The sequence below is a fragment of the Pseudoalteromonas sp. MMG010 genome (genome assembly GCF_018100905.1).
Classification (GTDB): Bacteria; Pseudomonadota; Gammaproteobacteria; order Enterobacterales; family Alteromonadaceae; genus Pseudoalteromonas.
Map to the genome: position 1 here is coordinate 197867 of NZ_JAGJEG010000004.1, position 23191 is coordinate 221057.

General features: G+C 36.9%; 19 protein-coding genes. 4 read left to right on the top strand and 15 right to left on the bottom strand.

Annotated features, from left to right (window positions below):
• Positions 1–6 precede the first annotated feature (6 nt).
• From J8L70_RS06930 to J8L70_RS06965, 8 genes are all read right to left on the bottom strand, one after another.
• Positions 7–501 (bottom strand): gamma-glutamylcyclotransferase family protein, encoded by a 495-nt coding sequence (locus tag J8L70_RS06930; RefSeq protein ID WP_211054805.1) that lies wholly within the window; start codon positions 499–501, stop codon positions 7–9.
• A 30-nt stretch (positions 502–531) separates the two neighbouring features.
• Positions 532–1161, bottom strand: a complete 630-nt coding sequence (locus J8L70_RS06935) for a LysE family translocator (RefSeq protein WP_211054806.1) — start codon at positions 1159–1161, stop codon at positions 532–534.
• Between the two features lie 7 nt (positions 1162–1168).
• Positions 1169–1945, bottom strand: coding sequence for a hypothetical protein (locus J8L70_RS06940; protein ID WP_211054807.1), 777 nt, complete (start codon positions 1943–1945; stop codon positions 1169–1171).
• A gap of 5 nt (positions 1946–1950) precedes the next feature.
• Positions 1951–2430, bottom strand: coding sequence for a CreA family protein (locus J8L70_RS06945; RefSeq protein ID WP_211054808.1), 480 nt, complete (start codon positions 2428–2430; stop codon positions 1951–1953).
• Positions 2431–2619: 189 nt separating this feature from the next.
• Positions 2620–5268: a TonB-dependent receptor gene (locus tag J8L70_RS06950; RefSeq protein ID WP_211054809.1), complete on the bottom strand. Its 2649-nt coding sequence runs from the start codon at positions 5266–5268 to the stop codon at positions 2620–2622.
• Between the two features lie 125 nt (positions 5269–5393).
• Complete coding sequence (locus J8L70_RS06955; RefSeq protein WP_211054810.1) at positions 5394–5888, bottom strand: RidA family protein; 495 nt, start codon at positions 5886–5888, stop codon at positions 5394–5396.
• 17 nt (positions 5889–5905) lie between these two features.
• Complete coding sequence (locus J8L70_RS06960) at positions 5906–6520, bottom strand: cytochrome c (RefSeq protein WP_211054811.1); 615 nt, start codon at positions 6518–6520, stop codon at positions 5906–5908.
• 11 nt (positions 6521–6531) lie between these two features.
• Positions 6532–8097, bottom strand: coding sequence for an FAD-dependent oxidoreductase (locus J8L70_RS06965; protein ID WP_211054812.1), 1566 nt, complete (start codon positions 8095–8097; stop codon positions 6532–6534).
• Between the two features lie 263 nt (positions 8098–8360).
• Here J8L70_RS06965 and J8L70_RS06970 point away from each other — a divergent pair, with 263 nt between their 5' ends.
• Entirely contained in the window at positions 8361–9359 is a 999-nt protein-coding gene (locus J8L70_RS06970; RefSeq protein ID WP_211054813.1) for a LysR family transcriptional regulator, read from the top strand.
• A 298-nt stretch (positions 9360–9657) separates the two neighbouring features.
• Entirely contained in the window at positions 9658–10005 is a 348-nt protein-coding gene (locus tag J8L70_RS06975) for an Arm DNA-binding domain-containing protein (protein ID WP_247664718.1), read from the top strand.
• Between the two features lie 180 nt (positions 10006–10185).
• On the opposite strand, the gene J8L70_RS06980 is transcribed toward J8L70_RS06975, so the two are convergent.
• Positions 10186–10353, bottom strand: a complete 168-nt coding sequence (locus J8L70_RS06980) for a hypothetical protein (protein ID WP_211054814.1) — start codon at positions 10351–10353, stop codon at positions 10186–10188.
• An 8-nt stretch (positions 10354–10361) separates the two neighbouring features.
• The gene (locus J8L70_RS06985; RefSeq protein WP_211054815.1) at positions 10362–11087 is read right to left on the bottom strand and encodes a zeta toxin family protein; all 726 of its coding nucleotides are present in this window, start codon (positions 11085–11087) and stop codon (positions 10362–10364) included.
• Between the two features lie 642 nt (positions 11088–11729).
• Between J8L70_RS06985 and J8L70_RS06990 the strand changes: the two genes are divergently transcribed.
• Positions 11730–12791, top strand: a complete 1062-nt coding sequence (locus J8L70_RS06990; RefSeq protein WP_211054816.1) for a DUF6765 family protein — start codon at positions 11730–11732, stop codon at positions 12789–12791.
• Between the two features lie 398 nt (positions 12792–13189).
• Here J8L70_RS06990 and J8L70_RS16140 read toward each other — a convergent pair whose 3' ends face one another.
• Positions 13190–13576, bottom strand: coding sequence for an AlpA family transcriptional regulator (locus J8L70_RS16140; protein ID WP_348772131.1), 387 nt, complete (start codon positions 13574–13576; stop codon positions 13190–13192).
• Positions 13577–13750: 174 nt separating this feature from the next.
• Between J8L70_RS16140 and J8L70_RS07000 the strand changes: the two genes are divergently transcribed.
• Positions 13751–15520, top strand: a complete 1770-nt coding sequence (locus J8L70_RS07000) for an AAA family ATPase (RefSeq protein ID WP_211054817.1) — start codon at positions 13751–13753, stop codon at positions 15518–15520.
• Between the two features lie 215 nt (positions 15521–15735).
• Here the strand turns inward: J8L70_RS07000 and J8L70_RS07005 are convergent, their stop codons facing one another.
• Genes J8L70_RS07005 through J8L70_RS07020 form a run of 4 tightly spaced genes read right to left on the bottom strand, consistent with a single transcriptional unit; the run spans position 15736 to position 23036 of the window.
• Positions 15736–18972, bottom strand: coding sequence for a hypothetical protein (locus J8L70_RS07005; protein WP_211054818.1), 3237 nt, complete (start codon positions 18970–18972; stop codon positions 15736–15738).
• 9 nt (positions 18973–18981) lie between these two features.
• Positions 18982–21021, bottom strand: coding sequence for an N-6 DNA methylase (locus J8L70_RS07010; protein WP_211054819.1), 2040 nt, complete (start codon positions 21019–21021; stop codon positions 18982–18984).
• Positions 21014–22822 carry a DNA methyltransferase gene (locus J8L70_RS07015; protein WP_211054820.1) on the bottom strand — a complete coding sequence of 603 codons (1809 nt, stop codon included), beginning with the start codon at positions 22820–22822 and terminating at the stop codon, positions 21014–21016. The genes J8L70_RS07010 and J8L70_RS07015 overlap by 8 nt, the downstream gene beginning before the upstream one ends.
• Positions 22812–23036: a DUF1778 domain-containing protein gene (locus tag J8L70_RS07020; protein WP_348772132.1), complete on the bottom strand. Its 225-nt coding sequence runs from the start codon at positions 23034–23036 to the stop codon at positions 22812–22814. The genes J8L70_RS07015 and J8L70_RS07020 overlap by 11 nt, the downstream gene beginning before the upstream one ends.
• Between the last annotated feature and the right edge of the window lie 155 nt (positions 23037–23191).

The following is a 23191-nucleotide window of genomic DNA, read 5'->3' on the forward strand; positions in this document are numbered from 1 at the left end:
TAATTATTATTTTTTATGAATAGCGAACTCTTTTTCTGCTCGCTCTGTATTGCTATCAATTTTATGAGGCCTATTTAAAATTGCATTGCTGTATGCTTTTGGGACACCCGCCTCAAGCGCACCACGATAAACATGTTGTAAATACCAATCATAAGGCAAAATTTTATCATCATGCGTATTGGCAATATAACAATGAGCACTAAAGGTTTCGCCGGTTAAAAGTGATACCGTAATATCAACACAATCGTACCCATCTCCTTCTATGCTATCTAAGGTCGCTTTTTCATCTTGAGTAAGCTCATAAACAACCCCATATACCACAGCCTCTTTTACATCACTTGGTTTAATACTGCACTTACCTGAGCCATCTTGAAAGTACATATCAAATGTTAACTCATAGCCATATAAAACAGCAGTACCAACACGTTTAGCCTGAGGTAAGCGTGCTAATAACCTATTGGACGACATATTTGAGCCAAACGAAAAATTATATATTGGCATGGTCCACCTTTAAAATTTTAAAAACATAACTTAAATAATAACACGCACAGCTAGCGCAATAAGTACCACACCGATAGCCCTATCAAACCAATAACCGCTGCGTTGAAAAAACAAACGTACACTTGCTTTTGATAACACTAACGAAAGCATTGAAAACCAACCCCAAGTAGCCAGTGCCATATAAATACCGTACATAATCTGTATGCTAGTAGGCGTACTGCTGCTAATAATTAATGTAAATAACGACATAAAAAACAAAGTCGCCTTAGGGTTTAATGCATTCGTAAAAAAGCCACGCCGAAATGCAACCCACACACTTTGGGCTGTATGTTCTTGTTTGTGCAGCGTACTATTATCAACAATAGTTTGCGGTTTTGCACTGCGCAGAGCTTGTATACCCAAATAGGTTAAGTAAGCTGCCGCGATATACTTTAAAATAGTAAATACCATAGGCGATTGTGATAACACAACCGCAACACCTAAAACACAATAGGTAATGTGCAGCAAGATGGCAGCTCCAACACCAGCACTGCACCAAAGTGCATTACGCCGACCTTGTTGAACACTTTGTTTTAAAACAATAGCAAAGTCAGGTCCTGGACTGGCTACTGCAAAAAAGTGCGCCACAACAATTAATAAAAACTCATCAATATAATTCAAAATACACCTAATTAACGGGCGAATAGGCAAGTAATAATGGATTTGCCGTTTGCGCTATCAACGCTTTTATTTCTTTTTGTGCTTTTTTAAACTGGCTTCGCAAATGCGGCTTTAAATGCTTTTTAGAACGGTGATCATTTTTAAAATAACACACCAGTGCATGCATAAACACGGTATGAGTTTCGCTTAACTTAGCTTCGCGATTAGCATACGGGTTATAACACGAACCACATCCTCCTTTAAATTGATAAACAGTATTGCTCATCATGACTCCAAAACCCAAAAAGCACGCAAGCGCATCACTCGCTTGTGGTAAAAATTCTTTTCCGCCTGGGGGCAATACGCCAACATGATGAATTAAAATAGTACTTAGCGCTCCTGCAAAACTGGCCACTAAATCTTGCGGTTGGTTAATTTGATTGGGATTAAAAGAAATATGAATCGCATGACTTGGAGGAACAATAAGCTGCGAGCTTGGCCCGCGAAGCGCATCACTAAACTCAAAATGTGGAAACACCTGAGGTTGCAACTGTTGAGGCGCCACTAACTGTATAGGCCAAGCACTCATTCCTGCATATTCGCTCACACGAGAAAATACCTTACTTGCCATTTGTTCAATGCTCGACACCGAATCTGGAAAAAATTCTCCTGTAGGTAATACCGTTTTTGTATGCTGAGTAAAAAATGTCGCATCGAAATTTTCTACAGCCCAAATAAATGTATCTACCAGCCATTGTTTTTCTTGATCATCAAGTAAAGGAGCCGATTTAAATAATGCTAACATATCCGTTATTTATCCTGCTCAGATTTAGCCCACTGCCACGCTTGTGTATTATACAATGGCACAGTTGATAAGGCATGATGGTGGCTACCACTAGACTCTTTTGTCGAATAAGACAAATACAATAAAGTACTATTTTTAGCATCATAAATACGACGTACTTTTAACGATTTAAATAAAATACTTTTAGAGGACTTAAACACCACCTCCCCCGACTTACTTCGATCTATCGCTTGTAACTGTTCGGCCGTAATTGGCCCCGTTTGCCGACAAGCTATCGACATATCTGAGGGGTCAGAAAAATCTAAATCAGCCTCAATATGACTAATATGGCACGTTACCCCAGTGACTAAAGGATCGCGCTGCGAATTAACCACCACATCTTTGGTCGTAAATAGCCCTAAACTCACCGAAGCCACATCATCAGAACACCCACTGAGTGCCCCTACAACAACACTCACAAATAAAAACTTTAATTTAGAATACACTTTTTACCGCCTTTTTTGCTTAAATCGCAATTATGAGAGCCAGTAAAACAAATTTATAGCCGTTATATAAGTGTTAAATGAAAAAAACTATGCTCGATGACACTTTTTCGCAAAAGCACAAAAAAGCTGAGTTGCAAAGCAACTCAGCTCAAACCGTTTTCACTTAAAACAGGTAAAACTTAAATACGTTTAAAATGTATAATTTAAACGTGCGTAGTAATAGCCCCCTTGCCAATCAACAATATTGCTCGACCAGTAAACATTGCCACAACAATCATCTTTGGTTAAGTCACCATCATCAGTATAAACACCATCTTCGTCTGGATAAGTATCGAAAATATTACGTGCCCCTACAGACAAGTTAAGCGCTTCGTTTACTGCGTACGATAACTCTAAATCAACCAAAATACTTGGGTCGTACTTTTGAATATTGATAGCACTTGAGTCGATTGCATTTTCATATGAGCCATAAATATTACCACGCACTAAAATAGAAAACGCATCAAAGTTATGCTTTGCAGAGAGCACCCCACGCCATTTTGGAATCGCGTTTTCCAGATCAAATTGATCTTCATCATTTAAGTACTCAGATACATCCGTTTTTGAGCTATCAATTTCGGTCTTATTATAGTTAACAGAACCGGTTAGCAAAGTGTCGCCCAAGTTATACGTAGCTACAAAGTCAAAGCCTTGTGTGGTTGTATCAAATGCATTTTGGAAATAATTTACTCCACCAATGGTATTTGCGCCTTCCACTCCAGCGGCTTCAAGTGCTAAATAGTTGGTATAGGCATCACCCGAAGTCGGATCGGTCGATACCTCTTTGGTCGATACCGCATAAAAGCGATCTTCTAGTTCAATACTATAATAATCAAAAGTTAAGGTGAGCTGGTCAACTGAACCTGTTACCCCTAATGAATAGTTCACTGACTTCTCTGGCGAAAGAGCTTCAGCCCCTAACGCTTCACCTACAGGGCTTGATGCTGGGAATAACCCCGTTGCAACCGGTAAGCCATCAGGTAAACGAGTCGATACATTTGTTGTGCCTTGTTGTCCCGGTGTGGGTGCTCTAAAGCCTGTACCCATAGAGCCACGTAAGTTAAAATCTTCTGAAAGAGCATATTTAAATGCCACTTTACCGACTAACTCGTCGCCAAAATCTGAATAATCTTCATAACGTACCGCACCTTGAATAAATAAAGCATCGGTTAAATCAGTACTGGCATCAAAGTACACACCAAACATGTCGCGCTCATAAGTGCCCGAATATTCAGGTGAATAACCAGGGAAGCCATTTGAGCCTACACCAACTGCGGTATACACAGGATCGCTAGAGTCAGCACAATCTAAGCTTGAACCATTAGCAATAACAGCCAATCCCGCTGCGCTTGCAGTATCGCCATCACAAAATCCCCAAGGATCCGGTGACGCATAACTACCCGGCGTGTACGATGCTTCATCACCGGCTACAATTTCATAGCTTTCTTCCATGTATGTTGCACCAAAAGCCAACAATACATCAGCATTTAATCCCATATCGACATATTTAGTAAAATCAGCAGAGAGTTGCAGCTCTTCATTAATCAAATCCCCTGGACTAAATGAAGTCGGCGAATCAGCCCCTAAAGAAGGGTTTATGGTATTTTTTAACGTATATTCAATTTTATTCGACCCAAAGCGACCACTAAAGTCGTAAGTCATTTCGTTTGCAAATACCCCTTCAATACCTGTTACTAAAGAAATATCGGTAATATCACCGAAGAATCGAGGCGTAAAACCACCTGGAAACTCTTCTAATGGTGAGTATAATGAGCCATCTTCTTGGCGAATATCCTCAATGGTACCATTGCCTGGGTAACGATAATAGAAACCGCCATCACCTTCACTTTTAGAGTAATTACCAAAAGCGTAAAATTTCATATCTTGGTTAATTTCATACCCTGCATTAAAAAATAATCGCGCCGCCGATGTATTGGGCTGTCCCCATGGCTGCACTACACTTTCACCATTTAAATTAGCATCGGCCAAACCTGCAATAAAGGCCTCTTCAGAGTAACCCGATAAGCTCGTATCTAATCCGGTTAAAAAGTCAGGATCATTAGCATCTACACACGCCCAACTTTCACAATACTGCTCAGAACGCGATGTTGAGTTTGAGTCAGCGTATTCGCCCGAAATACTAATAAAACCTTTATCACCTAGCGGTAAACCCACATTACCGGTAACCGTAAACTGCTCGCCATCACCTTCGTAATATTGACCAGTATTTACCGAAATAGATCCCCCTTCAGTATTATCTTTTAACACAAAGTTTATTACCCCTGCAATAGCATCAGAACCATACTGAGCGGCGGCTCCATCACGTAAAACCTCTACGCCTTTTAAAGCTGACGAAGGAATAGTTGCAATATCAGGACCTTGGGTGCCAGAGCCCCCAATTTGTACTAAAGCAGAACGATGACGACGTTTTGAGTTTACTAGCACTAAGGTTTTATCGGTTGGCATCCCCCGTAACGATGCAGGACGAATAAACGAAGCGCCATCGGAAATAGGTTGCCTTTGCAGTGAATAAGATGGAACTAAGGTTTTTAGTACATCATTAGTATCAGAAAAAGGAACAGAGCTAAGATCATCTTCACTAAACACATCGACAGGTACTGGAGAATCAGCGACCGAACGGGGCGCACCACGTGAACCAGTAACCACAATTTGCTCTATAGCTTCACCTTCTTCAGATTCACTTTGCGCGGCATAAGCAGAAGAAAAAGTAACGGAGCTTATGGAGCAGGCCATAAGTGCTGTTTTTATTGCTCTACTGAGGGGTTTATCTTTTAACATTGTTATTATTCCTCTAGATAAGATATAAAGTTTAATTCTCGTATCGGTTATTCACTTATTCGGTTATTCACTTATTCGATTATTCGATTATTTAATTATTTAATTTACTCGGTTATCAGCACACGTTATTTTGGCTTTGCAATAACCATTTCAATTTCGATTAACATATTGGGTCCTCCCGCCAACCCGGCAATTTGAAAGGCTGAACGAGCTGGCTTATTAGGCTGCTCTTTAGTGCCAAAATATTGGGTGTAGGCTTTCATAAAGCCGGCAAAGTCCATTTTTCCATCCATAGTGGGATCACCAACTAAAAACACCTGCATTTTAATAACGTCTGAAAAATCAACGCCCAAGTCTTTAAATGACGCCTCAAAACGCTTAAAAATATTAAGTGCCTGAGTTTGCGTATCACCATAATATTCACGGCTGCCTTTTTTTGCTTCGGCATTAACCGGACCCGGCACCATGCCACTGTGAAAAATTAAGGTTGTATCGGGCGTCACTTCAACTGCACGAGAAATAGGAAAAGTGCTATTATTTGGTAAAGCATGTCGTGTCGTTTCGGCAAATGTACTGGCCGAAAGTAGTGAAAGTGCAGAAAGTAAAATGTATTTTTTCATAAATAATATTCCTAAATTTATTTAAGTTGAGTGATGTAAACAGCTAGGCTTTCGGCCTCTTCTTTCGTAGTGACTATTGCACTAGCTGCTTTCATTTGTTGCCCATAGATATCCTCAGCGTCACCGCCTCGAATACCATCACGAAAGTGATTTAATTGCGTGAGAATATACCAATCGTTTAAGCCGCTTATATTCGGTGCCCCCATTGCTTCATTACCTTGTGCATTAACGCCATGACATGCTGCACAAGTTTTATAAAGTTGCTCTCCTTTGTGCGCATCGGCCGATAAACTCACCGCAGGCTTTGTCGATTCGGTAGAAACAATCCAAGATACAATTTCTGCTATTTGCTCGTCAGAAAATGTAGACACCATAGACATCATTTCGCCTCCGGTGGTGTCTTTTGGATGACTACCCCGCACCCCTTGTTGAAAATTATTTAATTGGCGAGAGAGATACCAAGCGGGTAATGAAGTCAGTCGAGGAGCCCCTATATTTTGATTTCCTTTTAATTGACTACCATGACATACCGTACAGTACTCTAACCCTTGTGGAGTATGGGCTTCATTAGCAAGTGCCATATTTGCAGCACTCATTAACATCCCCACCGATAAAATAACTTTAAGCCACATATCAACGCCCCTTATGTTCTATTTGTTGCAACTAAGTGATTAAACTGCCCAAGTGCTTGCTCACTTGATGCTAAAGCCCCTTCTTGCCAGCCGCTATGGTGGCTAATTTGATCACCTATCATAAAGTGACGACCTTCGGGCTTTTGTAAGAGATGGAAATAGGTTTTAAAGTCATCTTTATTCATGCGCATACCACACCCCATTTGATGGTTCATTCGAGCCCAAGGAATACTGATACCGTTTTCAATGTATTTGCTATAACCGGGGTGAATTTTTTCTCCCGACATAGCTCCTACTTTTAACCTTTCAAGCGGAGTAAGAGACTCAAACATGGCTGAATGCTTTGGATCCCATGTATAAGCGCCAAGCAATATCCCTTTTTGTGCATTGATGTCGTGCGATGGGTACCATATTTGTGAAATAGCATCAGCCGAATAACTAATCCCGCCATAAATCCCATCATCTTCCCAAAAGCGACTTTTCATTTGGTATGCTATTTTGAATAAATGACCTCGTTTCACGCTGTTTAACCCAGCTTGATAAGTACTAGAAAAGTTGTTTTCAATTCCCGCCATAAAATAGGCCGGAATATTATTAAAGCAATAATCAGCGGTCACAGTGTGAAATTCGCCACCTTGTTCATATGTCACTTCAACACCATTGGCTTTATTAAATATTTTTTTAACTTGCGCGTTTAGTACCGGTGGTTTTTTTAAATGGCGTAAAAACCCTTTCACTACAGCATCCATTCCACCTATAGGCTCCATCAGCGGCTCACACCAATCGTAAAGCTCTGCGCCTAACAAGCCGCCATACCAAAACCGGCTGTCTAACAAGGCTTTTAACTCCATCGGAGCATGAGGCTGTGGATAGTCCAGCATTCTGTCGGTTATCGAACCTGCTCTTTCACTGCCAATGTATTTGCCATTTTCAGTTAAGTCGCCAAATGCCTTTGAAAAATCCATTAACTTCTCTACATCTTCGGCATTTAACATTTGATTAAAGGTGTTTGAATCGGCAGACTTCCATAACAATTCCGACATTAATCCTCGTGCATCGGTATGGTATTCAATAATACGTTTAGGCTTGCCACCGAGAAATTTATCGTCTTGGAAATAAGCCATTTTGCTGCTATTGGCTTTAATTTGAAGTGGCACATTGAGAGCTTTGCAATAATGTAAAGTACGTTTATGGTGACCCGGTATACGTGCCGGACCACAATTAAAAAACAAGTTATCTTGTTTATCAAAATTACAAATTTGCGTGTGGCCCATTTCATCTATTTTATCACCGTTACGTACGGTTAAATTTCGCCCGCCAGCTCTAAATGATGCCTCTAAAATGGTACAATCATAACCGGCCTGCTCTAGCTCAAAAGCGGTTGCTAACCCAGCTATACCAGAACCAAGAATCAGCACTGAAGGTTTATTTTTTATTGGTGCTGGTGTCACCTTCACTGGACCTTTAAATGGGTCTTCTTTCATTAATCCCATTGCAATGCTTGTTTTCAGTAATGCCGAAGTACCGCCAACTGCACCTACATAAGTAAGAAATTGCCTTCTACTGATATTCTTCATATTGCTCAAATAACCTTAATTGAATGATTAATACTTTAAGACCATGAATCGAGCGTATATAAAACCTATGCTCATCAGAACAAAACAAAATATAGAGGGGGCACAATATTATTTTTATAGCTCCGATAAAACGTGGCCTAAAGAGCTGTTTTAACAGATTAAAAAAATTTTTTTATTGAAATAAAATAATGGATTTGATAAATATATTGAGAGTTAACTCAGGGGCAGGTTACCTGTAATTATTGAGGTAGGTAATCAGACGTATGAATACTAAGCAGTTACACTATTTTTTAGCGACAGCTGAAAAAAAAAGCATTACCGCAGCAGCAAAAAAATTAGACATAGCCCAGCCCGCAGTCAGCCTTCAGCTCGCCAACTTAGAACACGAGCTTAAAGTAAAGTTATTTGACCGTAATTTTCGAGGAGTCGTGTTAACAGACGCCGGGCAAAAGTTTCAAAAACACGCCCGTATAATTCTCGCGCAAATAGAAGAAGCTAAAACCGAAATCGCCTATAAGCAAAGTCAGTTTTCTGGCAAAGTTGTGGTGGGATTAAGTCAATCGGCTTGTAATGTACTCTCGGTAGAGCTACTCAACCAGCTAGAACATAGATATCCAAACATAGAGCTCACCTTTCGTGTTGGCCCATCTTATATAGTCGATACCTGGTTACAAGAAAATAAAGTGGATATTGCGTTATGCTATGAAGCGAAAAAAGTAACCACTTCATCGTTAAAAGTAGTCGATCTGATAAACGAAGATTTATTACTTTATATCTCCACTCATCCGCAAAATCCAGCATATAGTGAGCTTGCCTTCTATTCGTATATAGCATTTGAAGAGCTACAAAATTATAAAATTTTTATGCCCGACCAAAAAGATGCATTATCGCAAACACTGACTAAAACCGCCGAAAGTCTAGGCATAAAGTTAAAAACCAAAGATGCATTTGGGCAAATGATGACCACATTACACTTTGTAACTCAGGGGCTAGGGTTAGTTGTTTGCCCATCATCTTCGACCTATCACTTAGAACAAAACAAGCAAATTCGTGGCATACAAATTATTCAACCTAATTTGCAGCAAAAGCTCAGTTTAATCAAAGCAATAAACAGCGACAATAATGCCGTAGAGGCTGTGTTCGAATTAGTAAGAGAGATTAGCGCATGCCTACACGCCAAACAGCATTGGCGAGGTAACTTGCTAGACAAAAAATACCACATCCCTGAAAACACAGGAATTGAAACCTTAATTGAAGACTAATTGATATAAAAATATCACTAGCCATTAATTTAAAAGTCGCACAGGGTAATTTTGTTTAGTAGGTATTTACTAGGAAAGCGTGTAAAAGTGGTAGCCCCTCCCAGACTCGAACTGGGGACCTAACGATTATGAGTTGCAAAACAAGGACTTACTACGAGTTACTTTTTGATATAACTATTTACTAATTTTCATAGCTATATCATAGGGTTATTGAATAAACCCTACCTCTGATGCATAAATCATTATGTATTTCAGAACGTTAAATTTTACGTTCAAAGTAGCACAGAGGTAGCACCATATGTCAGACACCAAAATTCGATTCACAGAATTGTCGCTTGAAAAGATAGAATCAAACGGTAAACGCACTCGTTATTATGACAATCTATTGTCAGGGCTCATTTTAGATGTGAGCGTGGCAGGTAAGAAGTCATTTAGAGTTTATAAAAAGATACCAGGACGAGACACCCCTATTAATGTCATCCTTGGATACTTCCCATCAATTTCACTTGATGATGCAAGGCGAATGGCTCGTAAAGTAATGGCAGATATTGCTGAGGGTATAAACCCGAACGACCTTAAGCCTATAACTAAAAGAGGGTATCAACAAAAAATAGATTGCTACCTACCTGATCCTATAAAACACTGAAACATGTATGCCAAATATGCAGGCTTGATTGAGCAAAAACCTGATGATCAAATAAATGAAATGAAAGTTTGTTAGTAAACTTACTAAGTAACAAACAAGTTGAGTTGATGAGTGCTTTTAGGTTGATATTTATAAATTTATTCTAAATCAAAAAAGTCCCTATACGGGACTTTTTATTAATTACCGTTGATCTACAGGAGCTTTATTTACTACCTGTACTTGAGAGGAAATTGCTCGCTCAATAACTTGATTATAAACTCGCTTTTTCTCACTTGAACTTGAGTCAAGTACAAAGTCTGAAAGCTTAGAGTTTTGAGCTTGCTTTGGCTTTATTAAGTTTGAAAACATAGATACTCCTAAAGCTCGTTTTTTGAGCTGGAAGATGATTTTATCAGGGTCTGTAGATCTTCTCTAGTGAATTTTTCATCTAAATGATGCTCAATTGCCTGAACGTTATCATGATAAAAACGTGTTCGCCCCTTATTATTCTTAACTAATAAATCTACTTTAATTTGACTTCCAAACTTTAATTTAAGTTCTTTTATAACATCTTGTGATGCAAAAAATTGATCTATAAAAGTATTTGGTAAAATTCTACGCCCTTCTAACTTCTCTCTTGCTTCAACAAATTCCCATGCATACTCTGGCTTTTGATACACAAACAAAATAAGCACTTTTCGATCTTTACGAATAGAACGCTCAATATTTTTTTCTGCAACATCATAACTTGCCAAGGTACCATCTAACAAAAATGACTGCTTGTTTTTAAAAGCCCGATCAAGTGTTCTCTCAACAATAAAAGAGACGGCACGATGAAATAAATAAGAGTTATCACCTGTATAACCAGGTATTAGTTCTCTTAACTCATCCGGATCAAGCCTGAGTACATTATCAGCACCAATTTCTTCTAAAAAAGCTTTTGAAGCTTCAGTTTTTCCAGCACCAGGCGAACCTGCCATAAAAACAGATACCGGTCTAATATCGGGAGGAAACTGATCTTTATCTGTTAACTCGCGAGCTATACGAGTCCTATTATTTTTAGCATAGGCAATTGCCTGTCGCTCTAGTTCTTCTGGTGTCATATAAAGCCTTATTATTCTCTATTCATTATGTCACTTAAGTGCCTATTAGCAAGTGATTCAAATTCACAATATACCTTATACGCTTGCGCTGCCGTTTCGCGTTTTTTCTTTTACTGCATTTGCTCTTTGGCTTAAAATTATGTTTTGTACTTGCACAAGAGAGTGCAAACTTTAAAGTTCTATTTTTATCAAAATCATTTTAGATATTGATAATTTAAAAGCATTAAACAGGGATCTAGGGGCCTGGGAATAAAGGGCTGCATTGGTGATACTGTCCGATAGTGACATTTCTAACAACTACTTATACATAATTTTTAAGCAGCTATACGCTAGTTTCCTCTACCGCGAAGTAGATAGTTTTAGACGGAATAACGATACCTCTGCCCATTTTACCTAAACGGATGCCTGAGTGAGGATCCCATTCAAGAATGAAGTCTAAAGTGCACAAAAATCGCCACTGAACCTGCTTAGAGCAAGCCTGTAGGTAGGTAAAAACATCTTTGAGGAAGGTCAACCAGAGGACAAAAAAGAGAAAGTAAAAGCAAAACAACATAGCTGCTATGGCAGTCCTTGATTAACCTTTGAGATAATTTATGTTTTACTGTAAAAGTGGATAAAAAAACAACAAACAAGGATTATAAAATGCAAATTGATTTACACCACGGGATGACATGGGTTATAGCAAGAGCTGCTGGATTTTCGGTAGAAGAAGCAACTATTATTGCTCACGCCTCTCAATATGTGGATGATGCAACAAACTATGGCCATATAGAGTTCAGTAACGGCGCTGCGTATGAACGTATAGCTACAGCTCATAAAATGTTGGATTATAAAAATCTAGACAGCTTGAAGAATATGAAAGTCTGGGTACCATTCCACTTTCTTCCTGGCAACGGTGGCCTACCTGCTGGTCAAAATCCATCTGGAACCTTCATTAAAAAGCTGGTGTGTAAACCTGGATCTTATATTGCTAAAGATATGATTAGTGAGTGTATTGCAGAAAAAAATAGACCTTATGGTTTACATCGATTAGGAATTACCTCTCATGTTTTTATTGATACTTGGGGGCATCAGGGCTTTGCAGGAGTCAATCATGATGTAAATAAAGTTGAAAATATCTTAGATCGCAATGGACATCCAGAGCTTGAACTTACGGAACGAATTTCAGGTTTCTTTTCTAGTATTTTTCAAGATGATATACCTAGCCTAGGCCATGGCCAAGCACTTTCCAATCCAGATCTTCCCCATCAAGAGTGGAGCTATACCAATGGATTAGGAGAAGAAGTAGTGAGAAATAATACTGCAGACTTCTTAATAGCTACAAATGAGTTATGTAAAACCTATCAAAGATACTTAGATATTGAAGAAAATGGACTACCTGATGAGTTAAAATTTGAGATATCTATGTGCTTTACAGAGTTTGATATGAACGATGGCGAAGCTCGCCACAAGCTTTGGCTAGAAGCAATTGAAAACGATAGATTTAACTTAGGTGCATATACCCTTGATTACATCGCTAAAGGGGAAGGTTCATGGAAACATCAAGCTCTAGGTACCACTTTATCTGATGGTGATGAAGATAAATATGAATTTACTGCAGACTTTATGACATCAAACTGGAAGTATTTTCATGATGCAGCAAAAAAGCATAAATTAACAATTATCGATGATATCTTACCTCAGTATGGGATTTGTGTAGGTTAATATATGGACTTCCCATAGCTTGCTAGACACCAAATAAGTTTCATTTATTATCTTTGGTTAGTTAAGCGCTAATTTTAATTGCATCATATTAACTATACTAAAGTAGCACAGAGGTAGCACAGAGGTAGCACAGGGTAATTTTTGTTAGTAGGTATTTACTTGGGAAGCTTTGAAAAGTGGTGGCCCCTCCCAGACTCGAACTGGGGACCTAACGATTATGAGGCCCAGTTGGCAAGTTTGTAATCGCTCAGTTAATGCAGCTTTGAAGCTGGCTCTGACCATTAGTTTACGAGTTTCGTTACCAGTGAATCGTTGAGTGGTCACATTTACTGGTAACGTCTTAATCAAGGTTATTTTAGAGAGGTTATCCTCAAAAGTTACTACTCACTCGTACCATGCTATTGCTGCATTTTTTCTCTAATCCAATCATTGATATCACTTCTAACCCAAGCAACAAATCTGCATCCTAGTTTAACTGCTTTTGGGAACTCTTCCATTTGTTGTAAACGATACAGGGTAGATCTCGACAGCCCTGTCATTTGAGCCACTTCTTTCATTCTAATAAGATCACTGGGGTTTTTATTTTCGAATTTATCCGCGTTTGTATTTAACTCATTTGAATCAATTTTGGGCATCGATTGTGAGACAAATGAGCGTTTAGATATCTGCGATTGAAATGACTCAACATGCCGTTGGACTTGTTGAAGTTCACGTATGGCGTTATTGGTTCTGAAAGATAGTTGTTCTAGGTACTTCTCCAGTAAATCATACTCAAGTTTATTCATTTTTGTTCTCAAAGATAGTTAATTTACAATAACTATCTTTGTAAAAATACTAGAGTCTAGGCTTTAACGGTAATGAATTAGTTATTAACTAGACATGACACTCAAACTGTATATAACATGTTGTCAAATATCATAATTTCAAAAGCGTTTATCGCACGGGAAAGGCAGTATTAAATGGAGTTTATTAAGTCCGTACAGATTCGAAAATTTAGGTCTTTAAAATCAGTTACCAAAGGATTGGATTTAACAAGTCTGAATATCTTCGTAGGTCAAAATGATCAGGGAAAGTCCAACATACTAAGAGCTTTAAATCTGTTCTTTAACAACGAGACTGATATTGGGTCTAGGTTCAGATTTGAAGAAGATTACTGTTATCACTCTAATACAGGTAAGGGGACTATCCAAGAGATAAGGATAGACTTGGTGATAGAACCACCAAAGCAGAGATTTAAACACGCTAAACCACTTAGATGGGTTAAACGCTGGAAAAAAGACGGCTCGGTAGTAGAAGAAAGAAAGTATATAGAAACTGGTAAGATACTATCGCAGACAGATAACGTATCGAAATGGTTGGACAAGATAAGATATCGATACATTCCGGCAATAAAAGGACAAAGCTACTTTACATCCCTTATGGGCGAGTTACATGATGTATTAAACGAAGCTCATGCTGAAGTGCTAAGTGCACAGGGTGAAGGGTTTATCGAGGGGATACAGAGTGTTACTGCAAATATTACGAGTGAATTATTTGAGCAAATTGGTATATCAAACTCTATTCAAGTACCTTCCGACTTTAGGTTACTATTTTCAAATCTAGATTTCGGAGTAAAGTTAGATGGTAATACCTATCACCTCAAACAAAGAGGTGATGGCATAAAAATTAGACATATACCGGTAATACTTAAGTATATGTCTGAACAAGAGCGAAATATATCTAGAAGAGGGTATGTAAAGCCCGACACAATATGGGGGTTCGAAGAGCCTGAAAATAATTTGGAATTGAGGTATGCATTTGAATTGGCTGAAGCATTTAGAAAATACTCAAAAGAGATCCAGATTTTGGTTACAACGCATTCTCCAGCGTTTTACGCCTTAGATAAAACGGATGGTGACGGAGTAAGCACATTTTACGTTTCTAGGGGGAATGATAATTGTTCTAGCATAAAGCCTGTAACCCATGACGATACAGACGATATACACGAAAGTATGGGGCTACTTCCTATAATTACTCCATATCTCGAAAGAATATATGAACATCAACAAGAAATTGAAAAGTTAAAAAAGCAGAGTGAAAACCTAAAAGGTAGTACAAAAACTGTCGTATTAACTGAAGATGAAAAATTTGCCGACCTACAAATATTTTTTGAAGCACATGGATGTAATTTATCTGAAACTGAATTCATCTCTTATTTCGGAGCAGATCAAATAAGTGGGGCAATACTAATTGGAAAATACCTGAAGGAAAAACATAAAAACTTAACTGTAATAATTCATAGAGATCGTGATTACCTTAATGATGAGGAAGTGTCGATTATTCATGAAAAAGTTCGAAAAAGCGGTTTTCATTTGTTTATAACCAAAAATGTAGACTTGGAAGCTGAATTTTTATACCCATTACATTTAAATCATACTCACCCTCAAATTTCTATTGAAAGGGCAACAGAGCTTATAGAACAGGCTACAATAGCAACCAAAGATAAATCATTTAGTAGGCTTGTGGACTATACATTTAAAAGAGAAAGGCCCCAAAATGATGCCTATAGTAAAAAGTTTAAAGAGTTAGAGGCACTATATGAAGCAAACGTTGAAAGATATCGATACGGTAAAAAAGTGCTAGGTAATCTCAAAGGTTTAGTGCAGAAGGAGATACAAGCTAACCCAGATCTATGCCAAGTATCTAAATTCATTGAAAATGAATTATTAAAAGAATTATTTGAGAGCTAAAATAGCCATTTAGTCAAAAATTAAAAGTTGGCCTTAATAAAAGGCCAACGTCGCTAATACTTTCCCTAACATATATCAGTTCACCCCTGTTAACTTTCTGTATTTACAGGTAAATCTCTTATAGGCATACTTATACTTTATAAGTGAGCCTAATGTAGACAGTGCCTTTCATTTAAGTAAATGACCAATTTAAGCAATATTTTGACTATTTACATTTACCTTAAACCATATAGCTCAGCACAAGCATTTTCATAATCCGAATAAACAGTAGTTAAAGCAAGTTCATTTCTAATTTTTCTGCGTCGTGTTGGCATGTAGTAATTTGTGTCTAACAACTTATTTAATACTTCATCGGACAAGTTAAAAAACTGCTTCATTAACTGTTTAGTCTTGTTAACTACATTCTTATGTAATTCATCACTCGAATTAAATTTTGGGGTAGTACCAAAAGCTAATGTATGCACATGTCTAGCACCAAACTGACCTCTTGGCTGAAACTCTTTGATAATATCATTGATAGCCTGACTATTGAAAAGCCCCGTTAAGTATATCGCTTCATCTTCGCTTTCAACGATAGTCCAATATAAAGTTTGATCTATTATCAACTTGCTGCTGTCTAAGTGTTCTAAGTTTTTATAAGCAGAACAAACTACATCACCTCCAGCTCCTGTCATTACAAGAAACCCATTAGAAGGAATATTTTGATTACTTAACTTATTTCTGTAATTTACCTTTTTATTAAAGAAATTTTCTAGGTTCATATCTAGTTCACCTAAAATTGAATCAAAAATACGTTTAGATGAAGCGTTAGCAGCTAGATTAAAATCACTAACTTGCGACCAACTTCCATCACAACCTCTTTCGATTGGTAATATTCCTTTGGCTGGTGCATGAACAAAAAATGGAGATAGATGATTTGAGAGTAAAACATCAAATACAAAGTCATTTGAAATCGTACCCGTTGAAATTTTAAAATCTTTATTGTTTTTTGGTGCCTGAACTAAATATCTATTCGGACTCGTTTGCCGATTAATTTCTGAAACATTCCATTTACCTGCCATTCCTTGTTCAAGCTCATGAAAAACAACCGTTCTGGGCATTATATCTGCTCCTTGGTTGAATATCGCAGGTATAAAAAAACCTTTTCGCTTTTTTATAGATAACGCATTTTCAGTCCAGGCACTCCTAGAACCCTGTTGAACAACGTTAAACTCAACATTTGCTTTACTTGAAGCATTTATAATAGCTCCATTTACAGGACTTTTGAACATATCCTCGGAACTATTATTTCCAAAAAAGACAACAGCTTCGTTTTTAAAAGTACCTTTTTCTATTTTCCAAAGCTCATCAATTTCAAATCTAAGATCTGAACCATTACAGTCAAATCTACCTTCTCTAAATTTATTTTGGTGATGACCACTCATTACTGAATCAGGTATAATGCACGCAAATGCAAACTTTGGTTTTAGATACTTATCAATAGAGTGCAGTAAGAATAGAGTTGATAGTTCAACATGAAGGTGTGATGGACCAACTGGCTTTATATTATAATACTCAGCCCTGTCTTTAAGGGCGCTCTTGTAAGGGTTGTCAGCTATTTTACTTAATGCTAACCAAGGAGGGTTTGAAATAATTCCATCAAACTGTCCCGCTAACAGGGCAGGTCTGTACGCATTCTTTAAAATAAAGTTCCAAATCCCATTTTTCCCTTTTCTCTGCAATTCTGCCAATGCCAAAATAAGATCATTAGTGAATTTAATAGTATCTTTTATTTGAGCCTCAGATAGCTTTAAATCTACAGAAGAGAGTAATCTATAAACTAATTTAGCTATTTGTTCCTCTGCTATAATGCTACTTTCTTTTTTTGCAAAACTCATTGCTAAGGAGTAAATTGAATCCAATAAGTGTTCAAAAAATGTTTGTACCTCTGGAGTTAAAAGAAATACAGGTAAGTTTAAGTTTTTATCATCTAGTGCCATATCATAGAAACTATCGTCTTCATTTATGACTTGCTCCGTAAGTGGAGTGGTCACAAAAAATGAATCGGCATGATAAATAGGAATTGTTATTTCATTTGCTTTTAATAGCTCAATCTTATCCCTAGCGGCAATAACCCATGCAACCTTAGATAACATTACAGCCAAAGGGTCAATATCAAACCCAGTTACACAATGCGTTAATAAGTGTAGGAATTGCTCATCGGTTAAGGAATCATCTGACTCTAGTCGAACAATGCTGTTTTTTACAACTTCGACAATAAGTGCTCCTGAACCGCAACACATATCGAGTAAGTATGGGTGGCTGTTACTTGAAAACTTTGAATGAACATTTTTAACTATTTTTTCAGCTAACCAAGAAGGGGTCCACTCCTGCCCCAATAATAGACGATTGGACTTAGATGAAAGCTGAACCATTAGTGCACCAAACAAATCTTCTTTAGGTATACTTCTGAAATTATATGCTCTAAGGTCTCGTTGAATCTCAATAGCGAGTGCAACAAAAAGTTCGATATAAGGTGTTTCATTCATCCACCCAAAATAATCATACTCTACTAGGTTTTGATAGCCTCTATTTTTAAAAAAACTACCATCTAAAATCCCTATCAGTTCTAATTCATCACTATTAAGAGCTTCAGCCGATAGGATGTTCGCACACATACATTTTGCTAAAGTTAGTATATATAACTCTCTTATATAGAGATCTTTATCGAATTGACCATGTTGCTTTCCGTCCCCTAGATATGAGATAAATCTAGCCCACAAATTTTTAACTAATTCAGAATATTCGGGGTTTTTAATGAATGCATCATCTACGATAGAAGTAATAGTATTTACATGAGTACCGGCAAATGAAGAATCGAATCCTAAATCCTGTACTAAAGATTTAGCACTTAGAATTCTAGCTCCTTCACGGCCTAAATACTTGGATAGGAAAAGACAAAGATTCTCTGCATCTCTTTGTTCACACGCATCTAGAATTACAGAGTCAACTTCTTCCAGTGTTATGTGTTCTTTACCATATATTTCCTCTCCTTCGGGGGAAGCAATAAATGAAATACGGTATGCATACCACCTAACAGTATCAGACAAAACACCAATAATTAAATCTGATTGCGCTCCTTCATTAAGCAAGCCGGCACAGTAATCTTTAACTTGCTCAAGTCCATGCAAAAAAATAGCAGAATTAGTTAAATCCTTTTCATATTCAATTGCTGTTAACCCAACTAAAGCATCAACAAATCCATAGCCATTTTTGCCTGATTTACGAAAATTGAGTTTATTTTCAGCATTTAATGAATGATAGTTTACCCACCAAGGTTTGGATGGGTAAATGTCAGGTAAATAGATGTTAAATCGTTTAACAATTACGTCTTCAATAGTGTTATTGTTAATTAGTTCTTTTGCTTCTTTAAGATACTTTTGAGCTGATAGAAGGTTAATTTCTGAAGACAATACATATCCCTATTTTCTTTTTCTAGCCATCCTTCTATTTGAAACTATTTTTTTCAGTTGCGCAATAGATTTATCACTAACAAACTGTTTTTGAAGACTTTTAATTAATATTTCATCGATCTTATTAATTTTTAAGTCACTAACACTGATTGCAAGCTCTTTTCCCTCTTTGGTCAATGAGATTAACTCTTCATTTGTAAACCTTGGAATAGGTACTTTTTTAATATGGGAGGCTTCAAGCTTTAGTGCTCCCCCCCCCATAACAGAAGCGTTAAGTTCAAAGTATGCTTTTACCCAACTACTGTTAAGTATTGCAAACAACGAATATTTATTAAATGAGCTACCTCGACTAATTTTAATAGTAGAAAAATTTGCATCGACCACCACATTACCGTTTTCGCATAAATAAGAACAAGGAGAGTTATTGTTTACTCGAGGTATTAATATATCAGGAAGGTGGCGCTTTGCTAATGCCGGCAACATGTACCAAAATCTTGGAGGGGTATTTTTCTTCAGGTCAAACTTTCTAATATTTGGTTTAACTGCAGAAAGCTCTACTATGTTCTTTGGTTTGTCTGCCAATCCAAAAGTTGTATTTTCAGCACATTCAATAAAACAATCAAGTTCACTAGGTAAAATTGAGTAGAATTCAGAAAGATCAACGTTAGAGCTGGTAAAATCCTTATGGGTCACAGAATTTTGTATGTAAATCAATAAACTACTTAGGTTATTAGTTTTAACGGTTAAAGTATCTGTTAATTCTGACTGGTACCTTAACACTGGCTTTACATACTTTTCAGGAACCGTTAATTCCAATTTATTTAACCGTTTACTTGTCTTAACTCTGAAGCCATCTTCTGATGAACTTATTTTATCAACATAGAAAAAATCATTTGCTCCAGTTCTAAGCCCTTGTCCAATCGATACACCCAACGTTTCCAAACTTATAAGCTCTTCATTTAACGCATGATTTTCTAACAAATACGTTATATCTTGAGAATGATATTTCTTAGTATTTACAATTGGTTCTGAAGACTCAAGCTTTAAAAACCACTTAGACTTTTTATGTTTTGAATATAGCTTTGCTATTTCATTCCCTATACTTTGTCGTGTGATTGTTAGCCCTTCAAACTTTGAAATAGTTTTATTAAAATGTAAATCGGAAGCAAAATCGGCTGACGCATTGTCGCTATCGGGGTATAAATTTCCTACTAAGTCGTCAGTAGTTAGCGTTTCTTTTGGTAGAGATATTTTTGTAAAAGCGTAATCACTATAATCTCTTAAAGAACAAATGCTTTTCTTCTTTTTTGCCACCAGTAAAGAAGTTTTAACTTGTACATTTTTAAACCATGCGGAATTCAAATCTTCTACAATATATTCAATATCAAACAAACGAAGTAATAAATAATGTATGACACCAGAATAGTCCCGACTAATCCACGACTCTGGTAATACAACTGCGATTCTTCCTGAGACTTTACATAATAAGCATGATAATAACCAAGAAGGAACGGCTAGATCAGAAAGACCCGAATATTCTTCTACAAGTAATTTAAATACATTTTTGGTTTCTGAATCTAACTCCTTTCTGGAATCAATAATTTGTAAAAGTTGCTTTCTTATTTCTACTGAAGAATTAATTACACTGCTCTTCCCTACATTATTTGTTAGCTCTTGATAACGCACATATGGTGGGTTAGTTATGACTAAATCATAAACATGGGAGTCTAGCTTTGAAATAGATGTCAAATCAAAAGCACTACCTAGTACCGCTTTAACACAAGGAAACCGATTTTGAAAAATATTATATGCGATCGGATCAATTTCTATGCCATTGACTAAAACTTCCTTATTTGAAGATTCTATGCAAGCCGCAAGCATATCTCCACTACCAGCCATTGGATCTATTATTGAAGATGCACTTTCAGCTTGAGACAAATAAGCTAAGAACTTTGCTACTAGGGGCCCTGAAAACACTTGCCCCAATCTTTTTTTCCTGTGTGCATTCGTTCTAAAACCTTCTACTTTTGCATAAACTTCGCTATTCAATGACAATACCCTCTTCATTAAAGCGAGAGACTAACTCATAAAACTTATTGGCATCGACTTTAGGCAAAAAACCATTTTTCAAGCAATAAGAAATGTACGCTGAAAACGTTGATTGCGCATCAATAACACTTTTTTCCATAGTTTTAGCTTGCTTTATAAAATGCTCAGGACATTCAGAAAGGTCTGGGCTGTTATTGCGACCAACACAACTTTTTGAAAGCAAAATGAGAGGATCACCCTTTACTGAAACTGTCGAAACAGTTTGCTTAAAGCTCGATTGGATTTTATCTAAAACACTAGTTTCAACCACTGCCATTCCTGACTTTAAGTATGAAGAAACTAATGCATCCCAAACATTCACTTTTGCAGAGTGAAAGACAACTGTAGCCTTACCTTTATTTGAAAGAACTCTGGATATCTCTCCAAACACTTTACTCATTAAGGTCTTGTATTGTTCGACAGATTTATTTTGGCTTTTACTAATAATAACTTCATTTTTGTTATTAGTAGTTTTACCTAACCAAAATTCATTTATCTGATTTATTTCAGAATAAGGAATATAGTCGCCAAATGGAGGATCTGTGAATACATAATCAATAGAAGCATCAGCTAGATTTATGTTAGTGCTACTTTTATTAAAAACTTGGACTTCGGTCCTAGCGCCAAAAGTAATTTCAAAAGACTTAATTATTGTTGAAAACTTTCTTTTTATTCCTTCTATAATATTCTTTTCTACTGGAAGGCTACTTATGTATAGAACTCCAGATTGAGCACTTGTTAAAACAAAGTCCTTTGCTGATTTTTTCAACACAACTCTAGTCATAAGTGTCGAATGAGTTGCATTGTAACTTAGTATAAGAAATTTCAATGCAGATTTAATTGTCTTATTAGTATATGAATCAGCAAGTTCCCACAATTTTGCCATAACATAGAAATTTCTGTTTGTATATAAATGATGGAGATGAGTGATACCTGTATGGTAGCCTGAACGGTATAAATCCCCCAGATTTAGTTCTTCAATTGGTGTATTATCTGGAAACTTGACTTTATCAAATTGCTTTAATAGAGATAAATCTGAATTAGTTACCTCTCTATCCCATGTAGTATTCTTTGTTTTTCCATATATCCATACTGGCGTTCTTTTTCTTTGAATAGAGCACGTCTTCAAAAGTTGGTCATATTTTTTTATCGTAACTCTTTCCAACTTCTCAATTTCTTGCTCCGTAAAACAACTCTTACAAGTAAAGTGTTTCTTCATTTTTAACGGATCTTTTGAAACGGCAGCTTTCCAAAATAAAGTTTCTTCACTACAATTCGAACAAATTAAACTATCACTCCAAATAACATGCCTTATTACACCTAGGTCTCCATTAGGATCTTCAACTTTATAGGCACTTTCAATTTCTTGCGCCTTCTCTAAAAAATCATCAAAAGCTCTTTTAAATTCAACTGGATTCGGCGGGTTTGTAAGCACGTTAGCTATGAATGATCCAAGTACACTAAGTTCATACAACTTTACCTTCCTCGGCCCCCACTTTGGATTTAGCCCAAGTTCTTTAGCTTTTTGAACCATTTCTTCCGTTGGCCTTTCTGCTAAAATAGCACCTAAGCCAGTAGTTCCACTTCCTGCAAAAGTATCAAGAATTTCATCGTTAGGATTTGAATGAGTTGCAATAAACAACGCAATTGCTTCCGGAGAAATTTTTGTGGCATAGGAAAAGGCATTATATAAAGCACCTGTTCTTTTAGAGGGAAAAGGAGCTTTATATAATGCTTGAATTTCTGAGTTATTATTTTTCACTGGAAGACTCTGGATTAATTAACTGTTTTTTTTCACTATACTCGACGACTAGACATTCTATAAAATTTGAGATACTTCGTCTTTCCGACTCAGCTGCGGTTTTAATTAAAGCTTTGATATCAGGGGAAAGCCTAATATTTAGGTATTCGGTTTTTTGCTTGGTCATCATGAGCGCCTTAGAATATAGGTAATTTAAATGTAACGCAAAACGCATTACAATATACCATAATTATCCATATCCAGCTAAACTATCTTGGCAATTCAAGGTAATATTAGAATGAAAGTGAAATGCAGTATTAAAATAATCTAATGGCAAGGCGATGAGTAACAAATACTCTATTTTATAACACCTTAATTTACATGGGATAG

Bases quoted from the DNA above. Each gene is read 5' to 3' on its own strand.
- J8L70_RS06990 (WP_211054816.1), top strand. From the start codon at position 11,730: ATGCAAATTGATTTACACCACGGGATGACATGGGTTATAGCAAGAGCT.
- J8L70_RS06960 (WP_211054811.1), bottom strand. From the start codon at position 6,520: ATGTGGCTTAAAGTTATTTTATCGGTGGGGATGTTAATGAGTGCTGCA.
- J8L70_RS07000 (WP_211054817.1), top strand. From the start codon at position 13,751: ATGGAGTTTATTAAGTCCGTACAGATTCGAAAATTTAGGTCTTTAAAA.
- J8L70_RS07020 (WP_348772132.1), bottom strand. From the start codon at position 23,036: ATGCGTTTTGCGTTACATTTAAATTACCTATATTCTAAGGCGCTCATG.
- J8L70_RS06930 (WP_211054805.1), bottom strand. From the start codon at position 501: ATGCCAATATATAATTTTTCGTTTGGCTCAAATATGTCGTCCAATAGG.
- J8L70_RS06980 (WP_211054814.1), bottom strand. From the start codon at position 10,353: ATGTTTTCAAACTTAATAAAGCCAAAGCAAGCTCAAAACTCTAAGCTT.
- J8L70_RS06970 (WP_211054813.1), top strand. From the start codon at position 8,361: ATGAATACTAAGCAGTTACACTATTTTTTAGCGACAGCTGAAAAAAAA.
- J8L70_RS16140 (WP_348772131.1), bottom strand. From the start codon at position 13,576: ATGAATAAACTTGAGTATGATTTACTGGAGAAGTACCTAGAACAACTA.
- J8L70_RS06985 (WP_211054815.1), bottom strand. From the start codon at position 11,087: ATGACACCAGAAGAACTAGAGCGACAGGCAATTGCCTATGCTAAAAAT.
- J8L70_RS06940 (WP_211054807.1), bottom strand. From the start codon at position 1,945: ATGTTAGCATTATTTAAATCGGCTCCTTTACTTGATGATCAAGAAAAA.
- J8L70_RS06965 (WP_211054812.1), bottom strand. From the start codon at position 8,097: ATGAAGAATATCAGTAGAAGGCAATTTCTTACTTATGTAGGTGCAGTT.
- J8L70_RS06955 (WP_211054810.1), bottom strand. From the start codon at position 5,888: ATGAAAAAATACATTTTACTTTCTGCACTTTCACTACTTTCGGCCAGT.
- J8L70_RS06950 (WP_211054809.1), bottom strand. From the start codon at position 5,268: ATGTTAAAAGATAAACCCCTCAGTAGAGCAATAAAAACAGCACTTATG.
- J8L70_RS06975 (WP_247664718.1), top strand. From the start codon at position 9,658: ATGTCAGACACCAAAATTCGATTCACAGAATTGTCGCTTGAAAAGATA.